The 15,086-nt window shown below is 67.4% G+C and carries 10 protein-coding genes and 1 tRNA gene; 1 reads left to right on the forward strand and 10 read right to left on the reverse strand.

The window, feature by feature from the left end; all coding sequences use genetic code 11:
- Positions 1–96: 96 nt before the first annotated feature.
- Complete coding sequence (locus tag ACP7C5_RS00565; RefSeq protein WP_426263367.1) at positions 97–954, reverse strand: DUF1134 domain-containing protein; 858 nt, start codon at positions 952–954, stop codon at positions 97–99.
- 167 nt (positions 955–1,121) lie between these two features.
- Here ACP7C5_RS00565 and ACP7C5_RS00570 point away from each other — a divergent pair.
- A tRNA-Ser gene (locus tag ACP7C5_RS00570) sits at positions 1,122–1,214 on the forward strand.
- A 481-nt stretch (positions 1,215–1,695) separates the two neighbouring features.
- On the opposite strand, the gene ACP7C5_RS00575 is transcribed toward ACP7C5_RS00570, so the two are convergent.
- The 9 genes from ACP7C5_RS00575 to ACP7C5_RS00615 form a co-directional block, all read right to left on the reverse strand.
- Positions 1,696–2,172, reverse strand: coding sequence for a hypothetical protein (locus ACP7C5_RS00575; protein WP_426262826.1), 477 nt, complete (start codon positions 2,170–2,172; stop codon positions 1,696–1,698).
- Entirely contained in the window at positions 2,169–5,540 is a 3,372-nt protein-coding gene (locus ACP7C5_RS00580; protein ID WP_426262827.1) for a glycosyl hydrolase, read from the reverse strand. The genes ACP7C5_RS00575 and ACP7C5_RS00580 overlap by 4 nt, the downstream gene beginning before the upstream one ends.
- Positions 5,541–5,601: 61 nt before the next feature.
- Positions 5,602–6,915 (reverse strand): glycoside hydrolase family 1 protein, encoded by a 1,314-nt coding sequence (locus ACP7C5_RS00585; protein WP_189677044.1) that lies wholly within the window; start codon positions 6,913–6,915, stop codon positions 5,602–5,604.
- A complete protein-coding gene (locus ACP7C5_RS00590; RefSeq protein ID WP_426262828.1) occupies positions 6,912–7,796 on the reverse strand; it encodes an alpha/beta hydrolase in 885 nt (294 codons plus the stop codon). The genes ACP7C5_RS00585 and ACP7C5_RS00590 overlap by 4 nt, the downstream gene beginning before the upstream one ends.
- A gap of 10 nt (positions 7,797–7,806) precedes the next feature.
- On the reverse strand, positions 7,807–9,102 hold the full coding sequence (locus ACP7C5_RS00595) for a family 1 glycosylhydrolase (protein WP_426262829.1): 1,296 nt from the start codon (positions 9,100–9,102) through the stop codon (positions 7,807–7,809).
- 116 nt (positions 9,103–9,218) lie between these two features.
- Positions 9,219–11,498, reverse strand: a complete 2,280-nt coding sequence (locus ACP7C5_RS00600; protein ID WP_426262830.1) for a TonB-dependent receptor — start codon at positions 11,496–11,498, stop codon at positions 9,219–9,221.
- A gap of 51 nt (positions 11,499–11,549) precedes the next feature.
- Positions 11,550–12,395, reverse strand: coding sequence for a fumarylacetoacetate hydrolase family protein (locus ACP7C5_RS00605; protein WP_426262831.1), 846 nt, complete (start codon positions 12,393–12,395; stop codon positions 11,550–11,552).
- Positions 12,395–14,020: a bifunctional 3-(3-hydroxy-phenyl)propionate/3-hydroxycinnamic acid hydroxylase gene (locus ACP7C5_RS00610; protein ID WP_426262832.1), complete on the reverse strand. Its 1,626-nt coding sequence runs from the start codon at positions 14,018–14,020 to the stop codon at positions 12,395–12,397. The genes ACP7C5_RS00605 and ACP7C5_RS00610 overlap by 1 nt, the downstream gene beginning before the upstream one ends.
- Before the next feature lie 145 nt (positions 14,021–14,165).
- A complete protein-coding gene (locus ACP7C5_RS00615) occupies positions 14,166–15,056 on the reverse strand; it encodes a LysR family transcriptional regulator (RefSeq protein WP_426262833.1) in 891 nt (296 codons plus the stop codon).
- Positions 15,057–15,086 lie beyond the last annotated feature (30 nt).

The raw sequence follows: 15,086 nt of genomic DNA on the forward strand, positions 1-15,086 counted from the left end.
GTCGGGCATAGGCAAAGCCCATGCCGTCGGTCGGGGCGGGCCCCGCCGGCCGAGCTTGCGCGAGTCAGGCCGCTGGAGCGGCCTGCCGCGCTGCGCTTAGAACGGGAACCATTTCGAGGTCCGGCTGAACTTCATATAGCCCAGATTGACGCCCTGCCGCCATCCGACGCCGAGCCGGATTGGGATCAGCACCGTGTTGCCGCGACGCAGATAGGTCGCCGCGAACCCGCCGACGAAATAGACGCGGCCCTCGGCTGCCGGGAAGCGCTTGAACAGGTCCGCGGTGTCGTAGAGGTTGTAGACCAGCACGAACACCTTGTTGGCATCACCGCCCAGATCGAAGCCGACCGACGGGCCGGTCCAATAGACGGGCTGGCGCCCCTCGACCTTGTGGAACATCTCGCCCTTGCCATAGCGCAGGCCGACGACGACCGCCGCCGACGCCTCGCGCCCGGCGATATAGGCGTTGGGATAGCCCTGCTCCTTGAGCGTGCGCTCAAGGATGCCGGCGAGCCCCGATGCGCCCTTGCCGAAGGTCCCCTCGGCGGCGCGGAGCAATTCCTGCTTCTGGAAGGTCTGGCTGTCGGCCGATTCGACTTCTGCCCCGTCGCGCGCGACGTCCTGTGCCGATCCGTTCGTACCTGCCGGCGCTCCCGCTGGGCTGCCCGCAGACGGAACGCTGGATCCGGACTCGACCGGCTCCGTCGATCCTGGCGCGTCGGGATAGCGCGGCGTGTCGGACAGCGGGACAGGATCCGACTGAGCGGGGGCCGGGGTGGGCGTCCGGCGCGGCGGCTGCGCTTTCGGCTGCGTCTGGCGCAGATCCGAATCGATCGCCTGGTTGGGATCGATCGTGCGCACTTGCGCCGCAAGCGGTGCCCCGGCGGTCGCTAGCGCGAGCAGGATTGCAGCGCCAATCCTCGGCGCGCTGGTCCAGCGCAAGTGCATCGTCATTCTCCCCCGGGGCTGCAATTGCGCCATGATAGCGCCGTCCTGGCTGTCGCGCCAATGAACGAGCGGCGCCGTCGCGACCAGCGGAATCGATTCCGCGGCGAGCAACATGCGCACAAGCGGTTGCCGTGGCAGCAAAGCGCGGTTATAGCCCGCCTTCGCCGTGATCCGGAGACGTGGGTGAGTGGCTGAAACCAGCGGTTTGCTAAACCGCCGTACCGGGTTTACTGGTACCGAGGGTTCGAATCCCTCCGTCTCCGCCAGCGCCTTCCAAAGCCTGGAAACTAAAAAAATCGGCCGCAGGTCATCTAGCCCTATCAGATGCGGCGACATGGGTGCGTTGCTGCCCCCGGCCCGACGCGCGCCGACGTCGTTAGCGATTGCAAACAGGGCGTTTCGTAAATCTGGCGCGGCGGCCTTTAGAGCGAGCTCGACGGGCAGCGCGTGTTGGGCGTAGCGCCGGCGCGTCCGCCAAGACCTGCTCTGGCGCGGGATCCTGCCGATCATCCCGCCAGAAGCGAACCGTCGCGAGCCGCCCGCCCGTGACTTCCGACGCTACCGCGATCGGAACCAGGTCGAGCGCGTGTTACGGTACAAATAGCCATCAATAGAAGAAATGAACAATATTCCGCTACTGTACCCGTTAGTCTCTATTCGGGTTACTTCGACACGAAACACTCGTCGGGGATACGGTGAGTTCGCTATCATCGAGCTTGAAATGCGATAGGACTTTCCCGATTGCCGTCATGACCTTTGGCCAGGCGAATCGCCAAGGGCGAGCAGCACCGCCAGCCGTGCGATGATGGCACCGAGCAGCGCACCATAAAGCGGTTTGAGCGCGGCGACCGCGCCGAACGGCCAGGACGGTCCGGTCAACGGCAGCACGGCCGCGCCCACCAACCCTGCCAGCGCCGCGATCGGTACGGCGACAAGCAGCGCGCGCACGAGCGCGTGGCGCGGCCATCTGTGCCCGGTTGGCAGCGCGGTTACCCGCCCGGCCGCGAGCCGCCGCCGGGTCAGTACCGTTGGAACAAGGCAGCTCATCAGCGCGACCATCAGGCTCTGCGGGACCGTGTCGACCGCCAGCCCGCGCCAGCCAAGCACCGGCACGACCGCCTCGCCGGCGAACGCCAGCCATACGAACACCGCGCTCAGCGCCGCGTTGATGACCGCCGCGATCGCCATCTCGGTGCGCACATAGCGCCGCTGCGGCGGGGTCACGGTGCGGCCAGCACGGTAACGGGCCCGATCAGCCCCGACGCGCGCAACGGCGCATCGGCGCGGTAGCTCGGCATCGCCGTCCAGGTCAGCTTGCGCGCGCCCGGCTGCGCGTCGCCGATCAGGCGATTGACCCAGAGATTGGCCACGCGCACCTCGATCCGGTTGCGCCCGGGGCGCGCCGCGGCGGCGATGTCGATCCGATAGGGCGCGTGCCACACCGTGCCGACCGCAACGCCGTTCACGCGCACTTCGGCGAGATCGCCGACTTGCCCGAGATCGAGCAGCAGCGGCGTCGCGCGATCGAGCGTCCTTGGCAAATCCAGGGCCGCCGCATAGCTGGCGACGCCCGAGAAATAACGGATCGCAGGGGAGTCATTTTCGTTGAGCGGCGCCAGCCGCGCCAGCGTCGTGGTCGCAGGCGCCCCACGTCCGGGCTGGAAGGTGACCGTCCACGGGCCGTCCACCCGTGCCACGGTCCGCGACGGCGGCGCGGCGCGTGTCACGCTGGCGTCGGTCGCTTCGCGGCGAAACACCACGAACACCGCCTCCTCGCCCGCCAGATCGAGCGGAACGATCGTCTGGCCGCCTTCGATGCGATACGAAACGGCGCTGCGCCGCCCGGTGTCGGCGTGCCACAGTTCGGGCAGCTTGCCGGTGACGCGGAAACGCGCCGCGATGCGCTCCGCACGGTTGCGGCGATTGGTGACGAAATAGACGTCGCCATCGGCGAGCGCGCGATGCGCGAAGAGGAGCTCGCTGTCGGGCGCGGGCTTGGTATAGGCGAAATCGGGCAGCAGACCGGTTCCGGCGAGCGCGGCCTCGACGTCGTGCCCGGCGATGACGCGCCCCGTCCCGATGGTCGTGACCGGCGTGCCCGACCACAGGCGCCGAACCAGCGCGGAGAAAGCAGCACGATCGTCGCCCAACGCCGGCGATCCCGTCGGCGCATCGCCGATGAGGGTCGCCCCCTGTTCGACCAGCGTCGCCAACCGGCGCAGCACCGGCAGCGTCATGCGCTGTGCCGAACCGCCGAGATACAGCGCGCGGTAGCGGGCACCGCCGGACGAAACCACGCTTCCCTTCGCGACCGACAGATCCTGCGTCAGCGCATCGGCGTTGACGAAATCATAGCCATAGCGGGTCGGCGTGTCGCCGAGCGGCGCACGCGCGAACAGCGCGGTCAGCGGCGCTTCCTCACCGTAGAAATAGGCGACGTCGGCGACGTTGCGGCCCTGCTGGAGCACATAGCTCGACCGCGCGATGTAATCGATCCACGGTCGCGCCATCTCGGCCCAGCTGTCGTGCCGGTTGAAATATTGCCCGAAGATCGCAAGCGACAGGCCGGGCAGTTTGTCGTCGACCGGCTGGTGCACCGAGGTGTGGATCACCGGCCGATTGATGCCGCTCGCAAACTCCAGATCGACGACGCGCTTGAGATCGGCCGGCGCGAATGCCCAGGGCGCCAGCCCCGAGGTGAAGGATTCGGCCGCGACGATGGGCTGGCCGTAGAGATGCGCGACCGACGCCGCGCCGCGCAGATCGCCGAGCAAGGTCGGGCGCGGCTTGCCGGCGCGATCATAGGTCCACATCGCCGCCATCGGCACGTCGGCATGGCGCCGCATCGCAAGGTCGTCGCCGAGCGCCGGGCGGCCATCCTCGAGCGCCTCGCCATACACTTTGAGGCCAGCGGCATGCGCGACGCGCGCGACCGTCCCATAATGTTCGCTCGCGAGCAGATCGGCGAGCGTCCGGCGATAATCGTACAGGAAGGCGTCGCTGCGCGCGCGCGAGCCGACCACCGCCCCGGTCAGCGCGGGAAGCCACGGGCGCGGATCATAACCGCGCAACCGTTTGAACTGCGCGAGCATCAACGGCGTCCAATTGGCGTCGCCCGCCTCGAAACTGTCGGTGACGATCGCACGGATGCCTTTCGCGCCGACCAGATCGGGGCCCGCCGCCGTGCGGTACATGTCGATATAATGCTCGAGGTACCGCGTGACCGCGGCGGCGTCATATTTGTCCACCTCGAGCCCCGTCGCCTCGGCGGTGGCGGGATGGTTGGTCGTGCCGAGCAGCGTCGCCCCCAGCCGGACGATCCGCCACCGCCCCTTGGGCACAGTCCAGTCGAGCGTGCCGTCGGGCTGCATCCGCGCGGTGAGATCGACCACGCGCGCAGGATCGATTCCCGCGCTTTCGGGCACAGCGGTGCTGAGCGCGTAATAATCCGCGACGGTCGCGAAGCCGGCCTTGGCTTCGAACCGATCGATCCTCGCCTCACCCGACAGGCGCAATTGCGCGACCGCGACCGATGTCGCGGGCGGTCCGCTCGGGAACATGCCATCGACCACGGCGCCGGGCGCGGGGGCGCCGAGCCCGATCCGGGGAGGCGCGGTGTTGGGACCGAGCACGAGCCGGAACGCACGCGCGGTAATCGGCGCAAAGCTGACCGTCGTGGGTACCGCGCCAAGCGGCAGCGTCGCGATGGCGCGCCAGCCCGCGCCATCGGCAACCTCGAGCACGGGCTGGAACAGCGCGTCGCCAAAGGGCGGCAAGGCACCTGGGATGAACAGTGTCGCGCTGCGGATCGTGGTCGGACGGGCGTAGGTCAGCGTCACGACGCCGGGCTGATCGGCGCTGCCGCGCGGCACGGCAACCGACGTCTTGGCATCCGCGTCGAGCAATGCCGCGGCATCGACCGGACGACCGGCAACGGTCGCGGCCGGAATCGCGGCTGTGGGCGGATCGACCGGATAGGCCAGCACCATGACATCGGCATAATCCGTCGGCGGCTTCGATGCCTTGCCGCCAAAGGCGGCTAGCGGATCGTCAAACGGCAGCGTCTGGAACGGCCCGGTCGTGCGCGGCGGCGATGCCAGCCGCCCGGCGAAGCGATGGCCGCCAACGATGTCGGTTTCGCTCCACACCAGTTTCTTCATGCCGTCGGCGGGTGGCACCCACGGCCCGCCGGTCTCGCTCCAGCCCGGTGATCCCGCGACCGCGAATTCGAGCCCGAGCCGGTCCGCGGTCGTCGCCGCAAGTCGGAAAGCGTGGCTCCACTCCGGGCTCATATAGGCGAGGCGTCGCTCGACCACCTGCGGGGCCATCAGCGAAGCGTCGAAGGTCTGGACGCCGCCCAGGCCGATGCGCTTCATCCATTCGAGATCGGCGACGATCCCGGGTTCGCTGATATTGCCGTCGAGCCAATGCCACCACACCCGCGGCCGCGCCTCCGCGGGCGGATCGACGAACCCGGCGGCGAGGCTGTCACCCGACGCTTGGTCCGCGATCGGGGGAGCGGTCTGGGCGAGCGCGGCCGACGAGGCCAGCAGCGCCGCCGTCAGCGCGAAGAAGCGAAAGCGATGCTGCATCGGAGCGTTCCTCAGAGTTTTCGCGTCGGCAGGCGCCGCGCCTCGACCGCCGCACGCCGCCTCACAGCGCGTTGCGCCGCGCGAAGGCGCCGAGCACGGTAGCGCTCGGCTTTGGCGTCCGCTTGAAGGTGGTGCGATCGACCTTCGCCAGCCCGAAGCCATGGTCGAACCCGGCACCCCATTCGTAATTGTCGAGCAGCGACCAGTGGATATAGCCGAGCACCGGCACGCCATCGTCGATCGCGCGCTTCAATTCGGGGAGCGCGCCGGCGATCAGCGCGCTGCGAATGCGGTCGTCATCGGTGCCGACGCCGTGTTCGCTGACCAGGATCGGCTTGCCCGTTGCTTCATGCGCATAGCGCACCGCGCCCGCGAGCGAGGGCGCATACACCTCCGCCCCGCGGAAGTTGAGCGTCGCGCCGGGCGGTGGCGGCAGCTTGCCGGTCGAATTCCACACCGACCGCTCGTAATTCTGGACGCCGAGAAAATCGTCGCCCTTGGCCGATTCGAGCCAGACGCCGTAGAGTTCGGCGCGCTTGGCATCGCGCAAACTGTTGGGGCCGACCGCTTGGTCATCGGCAAGCGCAAGGCTGATGCCGACCGGCAGATCAGGCCGGACGCCCTTGATCGCGTCGCGCCCGGCCTTGTGGCCGGCGAGCATGTTGCGCGTCACCGCCGGTACATCCTCGGGCAGCACGGTATTGGCCACGACGAACTTGGCCGACCCGGTCGCGCGCGCCGCGGCCGCCAGATTCGCCTTGAGCAGGCCGAAAAAGGCCGGTGGCAGGACGATCGGCAGCATGCTGGCGATATTGGGTTCGTTGAACGTCATCGCATAGCCGATTCCCCCCGCCAGATGGCGCGCCGCCCGCTCGCAGAAGCGCGCAAACAACGCCGGAGCCTGCGCGTTCGTCCAGCCGCCCTGCGCCGCGAACCAGCGCGGCGTGGTGTAATGGTTGAAGGTCACCACCGGGGTCAGCCCGCGCGCGCGACAACCGTCGATCATCGCCTTGTAATGATCGAGCATCGCGATCGAGAACAGGCCGGGCCCTGGCTCGATCCGTGGCCATTCCAGGCTGAAGCGATAGCTGTTGAGGCCAAGGCTCTTCACTAGGTCGAGATCGGTGCGCCACAGCTCGAAGCTGTTGTCGGCATCGCCCGATGGTGGGCCGAGCGCCGGCTCGACATTCTCCAGCACCCACTGGTCGCTGTTGGTGTTGTTGCCCTCCACCTGATGCCCCGCAGTCGCGGCACCCCAGAGAAAGCCTTTGGGAAAAGCGCGTGCGGTGACGCCCGGGTCCGCGCGGCGAGCCAACGCCGGGGCGGCGAGGAGCGCACCACCGGCGGCGAGCAGCGTACGGCGATCGATGGTCATAGGGACTCCTGCTGTGGTGCCGCGACGTCGGCGATGAAGGCGCGGATCTCGTCGGTCATCCGCGTGTCCGCACCGCCGATATGGCAGGCGAGACTGAAGTGATTGTGGCCCGCTGCGATATGGCTGCGCGGCAGATGCCCGTACCGCGCGAGCCGCGCCGCCAACACGGCGATCGTCTCGGTCTGAAAGCGGGCCGGGTCGAACTCGGCGCACGCGATCAGCAGCGGCACGCCGGTCTCGACCATCGCATCGCGCGGGTGGCGCGCGGGATAAGTATCGGCCGGGCCGTAATAGAGCATGTCGCGCTCCTCGAGCGGCGTGTAGCCGTAAAGCCCGGACAATAGCACAGCGCCGCGCACGCCGGGATCGGCGGCGCGCAAGCGCAGATGCGTCGCGACATGCACCGCGCCCGCCGACGTGCCGATGACGACGATTCGGTCGGGATCACCGCCATGGTCGGCGGCATTCGCCCGCAACCAGTCGATCGCCGCGCCGACATCCTCCCCGCCCGCAGGCCAGACGGCTTCGGGCGCAAGGCGATAGTTCATCACCGCGCCGAGCATTCCCGAGCGCGCCGCCCAGCGCCCGACATGCGCGTTGAACGGATGATCCGGGCTGCTCTTCTCGCCGCGCACGAAGCCGCCGCCATGGACCCACAGCACGACCGGGACGCCCGTCGCCGACGCGGGGGGCGCGTAGAGATCGAGCTGCTGACGGGGATCGTCGCCATAAGCGAGATCGCACGCGCTTGCCGGCTGGGCGGTGCGATACGCATCCTGCTCGGCGCGAAACAGATCCTGAACCTGCGCCAATGTCGTCGGGCCGAGCGTTCGGCCGAGCGCGGTGATCGCGGCGCGGAGGGAATCCGATTGTCGAGTCATGGCTGCGTGCTCACAAGGCGTTGCGCCGCGCGATCGCGCCGAGCACGGCGGCGCTCGGCTTGGGCACGCGGCGGAACGTGGTGCGATCGACGGTGGCGAGGCCGTATTTCGGGCGATATCCCGACACCCATTCGAAATTGTCGATGAGCGACCAATGGAGATAGCCGATCACCGGCACGCCCTCGTCGATCGCGCGCTTCAACTCGGCGAGCGCCGCCGGGATCAGCGCGACCCGGTCGCGATCGTCCTCGGTCGCGATGCCATGTTCGGTGACGAAGATCGGCCTGCCGGTCGCGGCGTGGACATAGCGCGCGCAATTGGCGAGCGAGGCGGGATAGGTCTCGTTTCCGATCTGATCGCGTTTCGCCGTCGCGGGTAGCGCGACGAGGCCCGTGGCATCCCACTGATTGCGTGAATAGTTCTGGATGCCGACGAAATCGTCCTGCCGTGCGGTCTCGAGCCACGGCCCGTAGAATTCCTGCCGCTTGGCATCGCGCAGGGCGGTTTCGCCAACGGCCTGTTCATCGACGATCGCCAACGAGAAGCCGACGGGCAGCGTCGTCCGCGCGGCCTTGATCGCGGCGAACCCAGCCCGGTGCGCTTTGATCAAATTGGGCAAGGTCTCGCGCGCCGAGCCGAACGCCGGACCGCCGACGAAGCGCTGCGATCCGGTCACGCGCGCCGCTTCCGCCAGCATCGGCTGCTGCGCCATGATCGCTTGTGGCGGCACCATGGCTGCGGCGATCAGCAGACCGTTCGGTTCGTTGAGCGTCACCGCGCGCGCAATCCCGTCGCCCAAATGCCGCGCCGCGCGATCGCAATAGCGCGCGAACAGCTGCGGAGATTCGGGGTTGGTCCAGCCGCCGCGCGCGGCGAACCAGATCGGCACCGCCCAGTGGCTGAACGTCACCACCGGCTGCAACCCGCGCGCGTGGCACCCCGCGATGATCGCCTTGTAATGATCGAGCAGCGCGATCGAAAACTGACCCGCGACCGGCTCGATCCGCGACCACTCGATGCTGAAGCGATAGCTGTTGAGGCCGATCGCCTTGGCCAGATCGAGATCCCGCGTCCACAGCTCGAGGCTGTTGCACGCATCCCCGACCGGCTCGGCAAAGATCGTCGGCTTGATGTTTTCCAGCAGCCAGAAATCGCTGTTGGTGTCATTGCCCTCGATCTGATGCCCGGCGGTCGCCGCGCCCCACAGGAAATCCGCGGGAAAGCCGTCGCTGCGGCGCGGCTGCGCGACCACCGGGGCGGCTAGCATGGCGGACGCCGCCGCGAGGAGGGTTCTACGATCGATCACCAGATATTCCCTCGCGGCAGCACATGGGCCTTCGCCCGGTTGCCCGCCGCCGAAACGGCCGGACAGGATCGTCGACCGCAGCGGCGGATCATTAACCGATCCGCCGCTGGCGATCCTCAGAACTTCGCGTCCAGGCTCAGTCCGACCTGGCGGAAGGACTGTGGACCATAGATCGCGCCGACATTGGCCGCACCGTTGTACGGGAAGTCGCTCTGGTACAGCGACGGCTCATGCACGTCGAACAGGTTCCGCGCGAACACCGCGATCTGATAGCGCTCGTCCTCGGTGCGCAGGCCGATCCGCCCGCCGACCGTCCAATGCGGGCGGAAGGTCGATTCTGGGCGCGAATTGGCTTCGTAGCGGATCCGCGACTTCCACACCGTGTCGGCCGCCAGGAACGCGTTGAGCCGCGTCGTCACCGGCTGCTGATATTCGCCAGACAGCGTGAACTTGTACTTTGGCGCATAAGCGAGCTGCGTCCCGCCGATCTGCGTCCCGTCGGTGCCGAGGTACTTGGTCGGATAGGTCGCCTTGGCGTAGATGAAGCCGGTGTTGAGCGACAGGTTCCGGTTCACGCGCCCGAAGAAGTTGATCTCGGCACCGCGCGTCTTGACGCCGTCGATATTGGTCTGAACGCACGACAAGGCGGCAGTCGAAGCAACCGTGGTGCACTGCTGCGCCTGGAAGTCCGTCACCTTGGTGTAGAACAGGTTGATATCGGCAACCAGACCACGGAACAGCGTCGCCTTGAGCCCAGCTTCATACGCCATCGGGATCTCGGGACGCACGATGTAGGGCGACAGCGGTGCCGCCGGCGTCGCGATCTGCCCGCCCTTGAAGCCGCGCGAGGCGGTTGCATAGACCATCGCGTTCTTGAGCAGATCGTATTGCGCGCCGAAGCGATACGAGATCTTTTCCGTGCTCAACCGCTGCGCTTGAATCCGGTTCGTCGCCAGGTCCAGATTGTTGCGATCGAGCGACAGCTTGGCGCTGGTGATGCGCCCGCCGCCGATCAGCCGGAAGGCCGGCGTCACGTGGAAGGTCGCCTGCCCGAACGCGGCGAGCGATTCATCGACGATCGTGTCATAGGCACCGATCGATCGCGCGATCGGGATCGCGACATTGGGCGCGGGGATGAGCGTGACACTCAGCGATTCGGGCGTCCGGGTCTGCTTCTGGTGCGAGTAGAAGGCGCCGACCGTATATTCCAGCCGGTTGCCCGATGGCGAACTGGCGCGGAATTCCTGCGTGAACAGGTCGATATTGCGATGCGTCGCGCCGTTTTCGACCTGCAATTCGAGCGGATCGCCGCGGAAGATCGAGGTGACGTCGCCGCGCTCCTTGTTCACGCGATAGGCGGTGATCGATGTCAAGGTGAGCGGACCCGCATCGTAATCGAGCTGGAGCGAACCGCCGAAATTGTAATTGCGACTGAGCCGCGGCCGCGCGGCGCAGTAGTTCTGATTGCCTTCGCCCACCGTCACGCCACAGCTGGCAAGCCGTGCGGTGATGCCGACCGGATCGAACCCGCCGCCGCCGAAGAATGGCCCCGGCCCGCCGGCGCGGACGAAGGTGAAGAAGTCGCCGCCATTCTCAAGGCGCGACTTGGTATAGTCGCCAATCACGTTGACCGTGAGCGCGTCGCTCGGCGTCCACAGCAACCGCCCGCGAAAGCCGAAGCGATCGACGTTGTTGAGGTCGCCGGTCAGCGCGTTGCGATTGATGCCCTGCCGCTGGTTGAGCAGCCCCGACACGCGGATCGCAGCGTTCGACGCGAGCGGCACGTTGACGACACCCTGCACGACCTGATTGCCGAACTTCGATCCGGCGGTGCCGTCGTTCGAAAGCTCGGTCCGCACGCGCGCGCTGAGCCGGGTCGGATCGGGCGCGTTGGTACTGACGTTGATGACGCCGGCCGATGTGGTGAGGCCGAACAGCGTTCCCTGCGGCCCCTTGAGCACTTCGATCCGCGCGACGTCGAACAGATCACCGATATTGGCGTTGCCCTGGCTCACCTGATCGACCACCACGCCGACCGACGCAACTGCGCCGGCCGAGAAGGTCTGCGTCCCGATCCCGCGGATCGCGCCGCCGCCACCGGTATTCTGCCCGGGTGCCTGCTGGATCTCGAGCGAGGGCGCGATGCGGTTGAGATCGTTGAGCGTGTTGACCTGCTGGCGCTCGAGCTGCTTCTGATCGGCAACCGTGATCGAAATCGGCACGTCGACCACACGTTCGCGCCGACGCTGCGCGGTGACGACGATATCGGCGCCGGTTTGCTCGGCCACGGTCGCCGCGGGCGGCGACGCCGAAGCTGCGCTGTCCTGCGCCGTGGCGATGGTGGGGACAGCCAGCCAGCTGGCGGATGCGAGTGCGACGGCAAGCGTGCGGTTCATGATGACCTCTCCTGATTTTGTTGTTGTTGTTATTGGTTTTTTACGCACGGCTCAGTGGGCGACATCCTCATCGACCACATGATTGGTGAGCGTTCCGACCGGGCCGATCGCGACTTCGACGCGGTCGCCCGCCTTCATCCACAAGGGCGGCGTGCGCTTGGCACCGACGCCGCCGGGCGTGCCCGTCGCGATCACATCCCCCGGCGAGAGCGGGGTGAATGCCGAGACATAGGCAATGATCTTGGCGATCGGGAACACCATGTCGCCGATCGGCTGGTCCTGCACGATTTCGCCGTTGAGCCGCGTCGTGACATGCACGCCGGACAGATCGCCCGCTTCCTGCGGCGTCACCAGTTGCGGGCCGAAGGCGCCAGTGCCAGGGAAGTTCTTGCCCGGGATGAATTGCGACGTGTGCCATTGCCAATCGCGGATCGACGCGTCGTTGAAACAGGCATAGCCCGCGACATGCGCCATCGCATCCTGCTCGGCGATGGCACGCCCGCCGCGACCGATGACGATCGCGAGTTCGCCCTCGAAATCGAGATGGCCGGACACGAGCGGCCGCACGATCGGCTGGCCGTCGGCGATTAGCGTATCGGCGAACCGCGTGAAGATCGACGGATTGTCGACCTTGGCGCGACCCGTCTCGACCCGGTGGCTCTCGTAATTATGCCCGACGCACAGGATCTTACCCGGATTGGGGATAACGGGCAGCAGCAATACGTCTGCCGCGGCAATGGCCGGGCCATCCGCAAGGGCCGACAGCGGACCCGCCGCGATCGCGGCCTTCAAATCGACCGGCGCGCCCGCAACCGCACCGGCATCGTGGATCGTCGCATGATCGATCCGGCCATAGCTGGTCGTGCCATCGACGCGGCGGAAGCTGACATAAGGCATTAACGTACTCCTCGAGCAGGGGCCGAGACCGCTGCGGAAAGCTCAGCCGCGCCGGATTGCGGTTTTGGCGCGTGCAAATGGAGGGCGGTCCGCGCCTGCATCAGCAGCGCAGCGAGATCCTCGTTCGCGACGCCGAACACATAAAAATCAGGGCGGACCAGCACGAAGCGCGCGCCGCGAAGCTTGAGCCAGCGCCCGACAACACCCCCGTCGTCGAGCGCCGCCGCATCGACGATCGTCAGATCGAGCGCGGACAGCGCGGCGAGGCTTGGCGACGCCAAAACATCCGCTGTTGCCGCCGCATCGATCGCGAACAGCCGCCAGCCACCGCCGGTCACGGTGTCGAGGATCGTCGCGTCGCCGCCAATCCACGGCTGGATGAAGCGCTCACCGGCACCGCGCGTTCCAGCCGCGATTGCCCCGGAGGTATAGGCCGGGATGAGATCCGCCGCGGTACGACCGGATGTGCCAGCGTGCTGCGCGCGCATCGCGGCATCGCGCTCGGCGGCCCGTTCGGGGTCGAGTTCGCAGATATAGCGCCCCGCCGCGACCGCCGCGCTGACGACGCTGCGCACGTGCGGATCGCGTTCGACCTGATAGGTGTCGAGCAATGCCGCATCGGCATCGCCCTGTTCGACCAGCGCGAGCTTCCAGATCAGGTTTGCGACATCGCGCATCCCGTGACACATGCCCTGCCCGAAAAAGGGCGGGGTCTGATGCGCGGCGTCGCCCGCCAGGAACACGCGTCCGTCGCGCCACCGCTCAGCGATCAGCCCGTGGAAGCGGTACGTCGTGGCGCGGATCAGGTCGTAGGGCACGCCGTCGAGATACGGCTTGAGCAGCGCCGCCACCGCGTCGGGCTGCATCATCGCGGCGTCGTCCTCGCCCGGCAGCAGCATGAATTCCCAGCGGCGGATATTGCCGCGTCCGGGCACGATCGTCGCCGGGCGCTGCGGGTCGCACATCATCACCGACAATTGCTGAAGGTTCGCCGCTTCGGGGACGCCCCAGAGGTCGGGAAAGCGCACCGGCTGGTCGACGTGCGCATCGACGACGAGCCACGATTCCTCGAAATCGAGATCGTCGAGCGCGATGCCCAGCGCCTTGCGCGTATCGCTGCGCGCGCCGTCGCACGCGATTACCCAGCGCGCGCGGACCGTGTCGGTCGTGCCGTTGCGGCCCAGCTTAACACTGACCCCGGCATCGTCTTGGACAAAGCCGTCGAGTGTCGTGTCGAGCGACACGGTTACCGTCGGGGCTTGCACGAAGCCGTCGCGCAGCAGCGCTTCGAGCTCGGGCTGATAGAAGAAGTAATCGTTCGCCCAGCCAAACGGCTTGGGGCGCCCCGCCGTCCCCATATAGCGGATCACGCCGTGATCGGCGCCGATATGCAGATGTCCCTCGGTCTCGCGCATGGTTGGCGCGATCGCATCCGCCAGGCCGACGCCCTGGAACAGGCGCATCATTTCGTGGTCGAGATGCACCGCCCGCGGCAATATGTGGGGCGCCGAGTCACGATCGATCACCAGGGTCGCCAGTCCCGCCTGCGCCGCGAGGTTCGCCGCGAGCGCGCCGACCGGACCGCAGCCGACGATCACCAGATCATAGGCCGGCGGCACTGTCATCGGATGGTCTCGGGGGACAAATACGGGCAGTAGCAGCGCATCGATCGGGATCCTCTCGCGGTGTTCTGATGACACCGAGCGCCCCAATGCGTGCTTCCTAGCCCCTTTGTAAAATATTGGATTTTGCGAATAGCATAGGTTGGGACTATGCCAGGACGGCGGTGATCGCCTTTACCAACTGTGCGCCCAGGTCGGACAGCGCGCGATTGCGGAGCGTCCTGATCCCGATGCTGCGCGTCACCTTCGCGTCGGTCACCGGCACCGCGCGCAGCACGCCCATCGACAGTTCGGCGCGCGCCACGCCGCGCGGCAGCATCGTGACGCGCGCGCCGCCGCGCACGATCGCCATCGAGGTCAGCAGCGAATCGCAATAGATCACGTCGAGCGGCAAGGGCACTTCGGCGGCGAGGAACAGCGCATCGATCTGCCGCCGGAATGCGCCGCCCGGCAGCGGCAGCACCCACCCCATCGCGCTCATCTCGCGGAGCGACACCGTCGGCCCCAGCGCGTCATGCGCCTTCCCGACGATCAGCGTGAAAGGATCGCGCGCGATACTGATCTCGGTGATATCCTCGGGCGGCGGCTCGATCCCGGTCGTCACCACCGCCACCTCGATCGCGCCGCGCCGCAGCAGATCGGCGAGCTGCGCGTCCGACCGCTCGATGATATGCAGCGCCATCTGGTCGGCTTGCGCCATGCGATTGATCGCGGCGGGCAGCAGGCTGACCAGCGCGCCGGGCGTCCCGCCGACGCGCAGCGGCCCCCGGACGCCCTTGCTGGCGAGCGCGACCGACTCCTCGGTATCGCGCAGCAATGCCTCCATCATCTCGGCGCGGCGCATCAGCACCGTGCCCGTATCGGTCAGCACGATCCCGCGCCGCCCCCGCACGAACAAGGCCGTGCCGAGCTGCTTTTCCAATTGCGCGATCGCCACCGACACCGAGGGTTGCGAGATGTTGAGCTCGCGCGCCGCCCCGCTGATCGAACCGCCACGGCCGATCGCCAGAAACATGCGCAAGACGCGGGAATCGATCATCATGGCCTCCGTTCAAGGCTATAGTCATAG

The sequence above is a fragment of the Sphingomonas sp. PWP1-2 genome (assembly GCF_049898305.1).
GTDB lineage: Bacteria > Pseudomonadota > Alphaproteobacteria > Sphingomonadales > Sphingomonadaceae > Sphingomonas > Sphingomonas glacialis.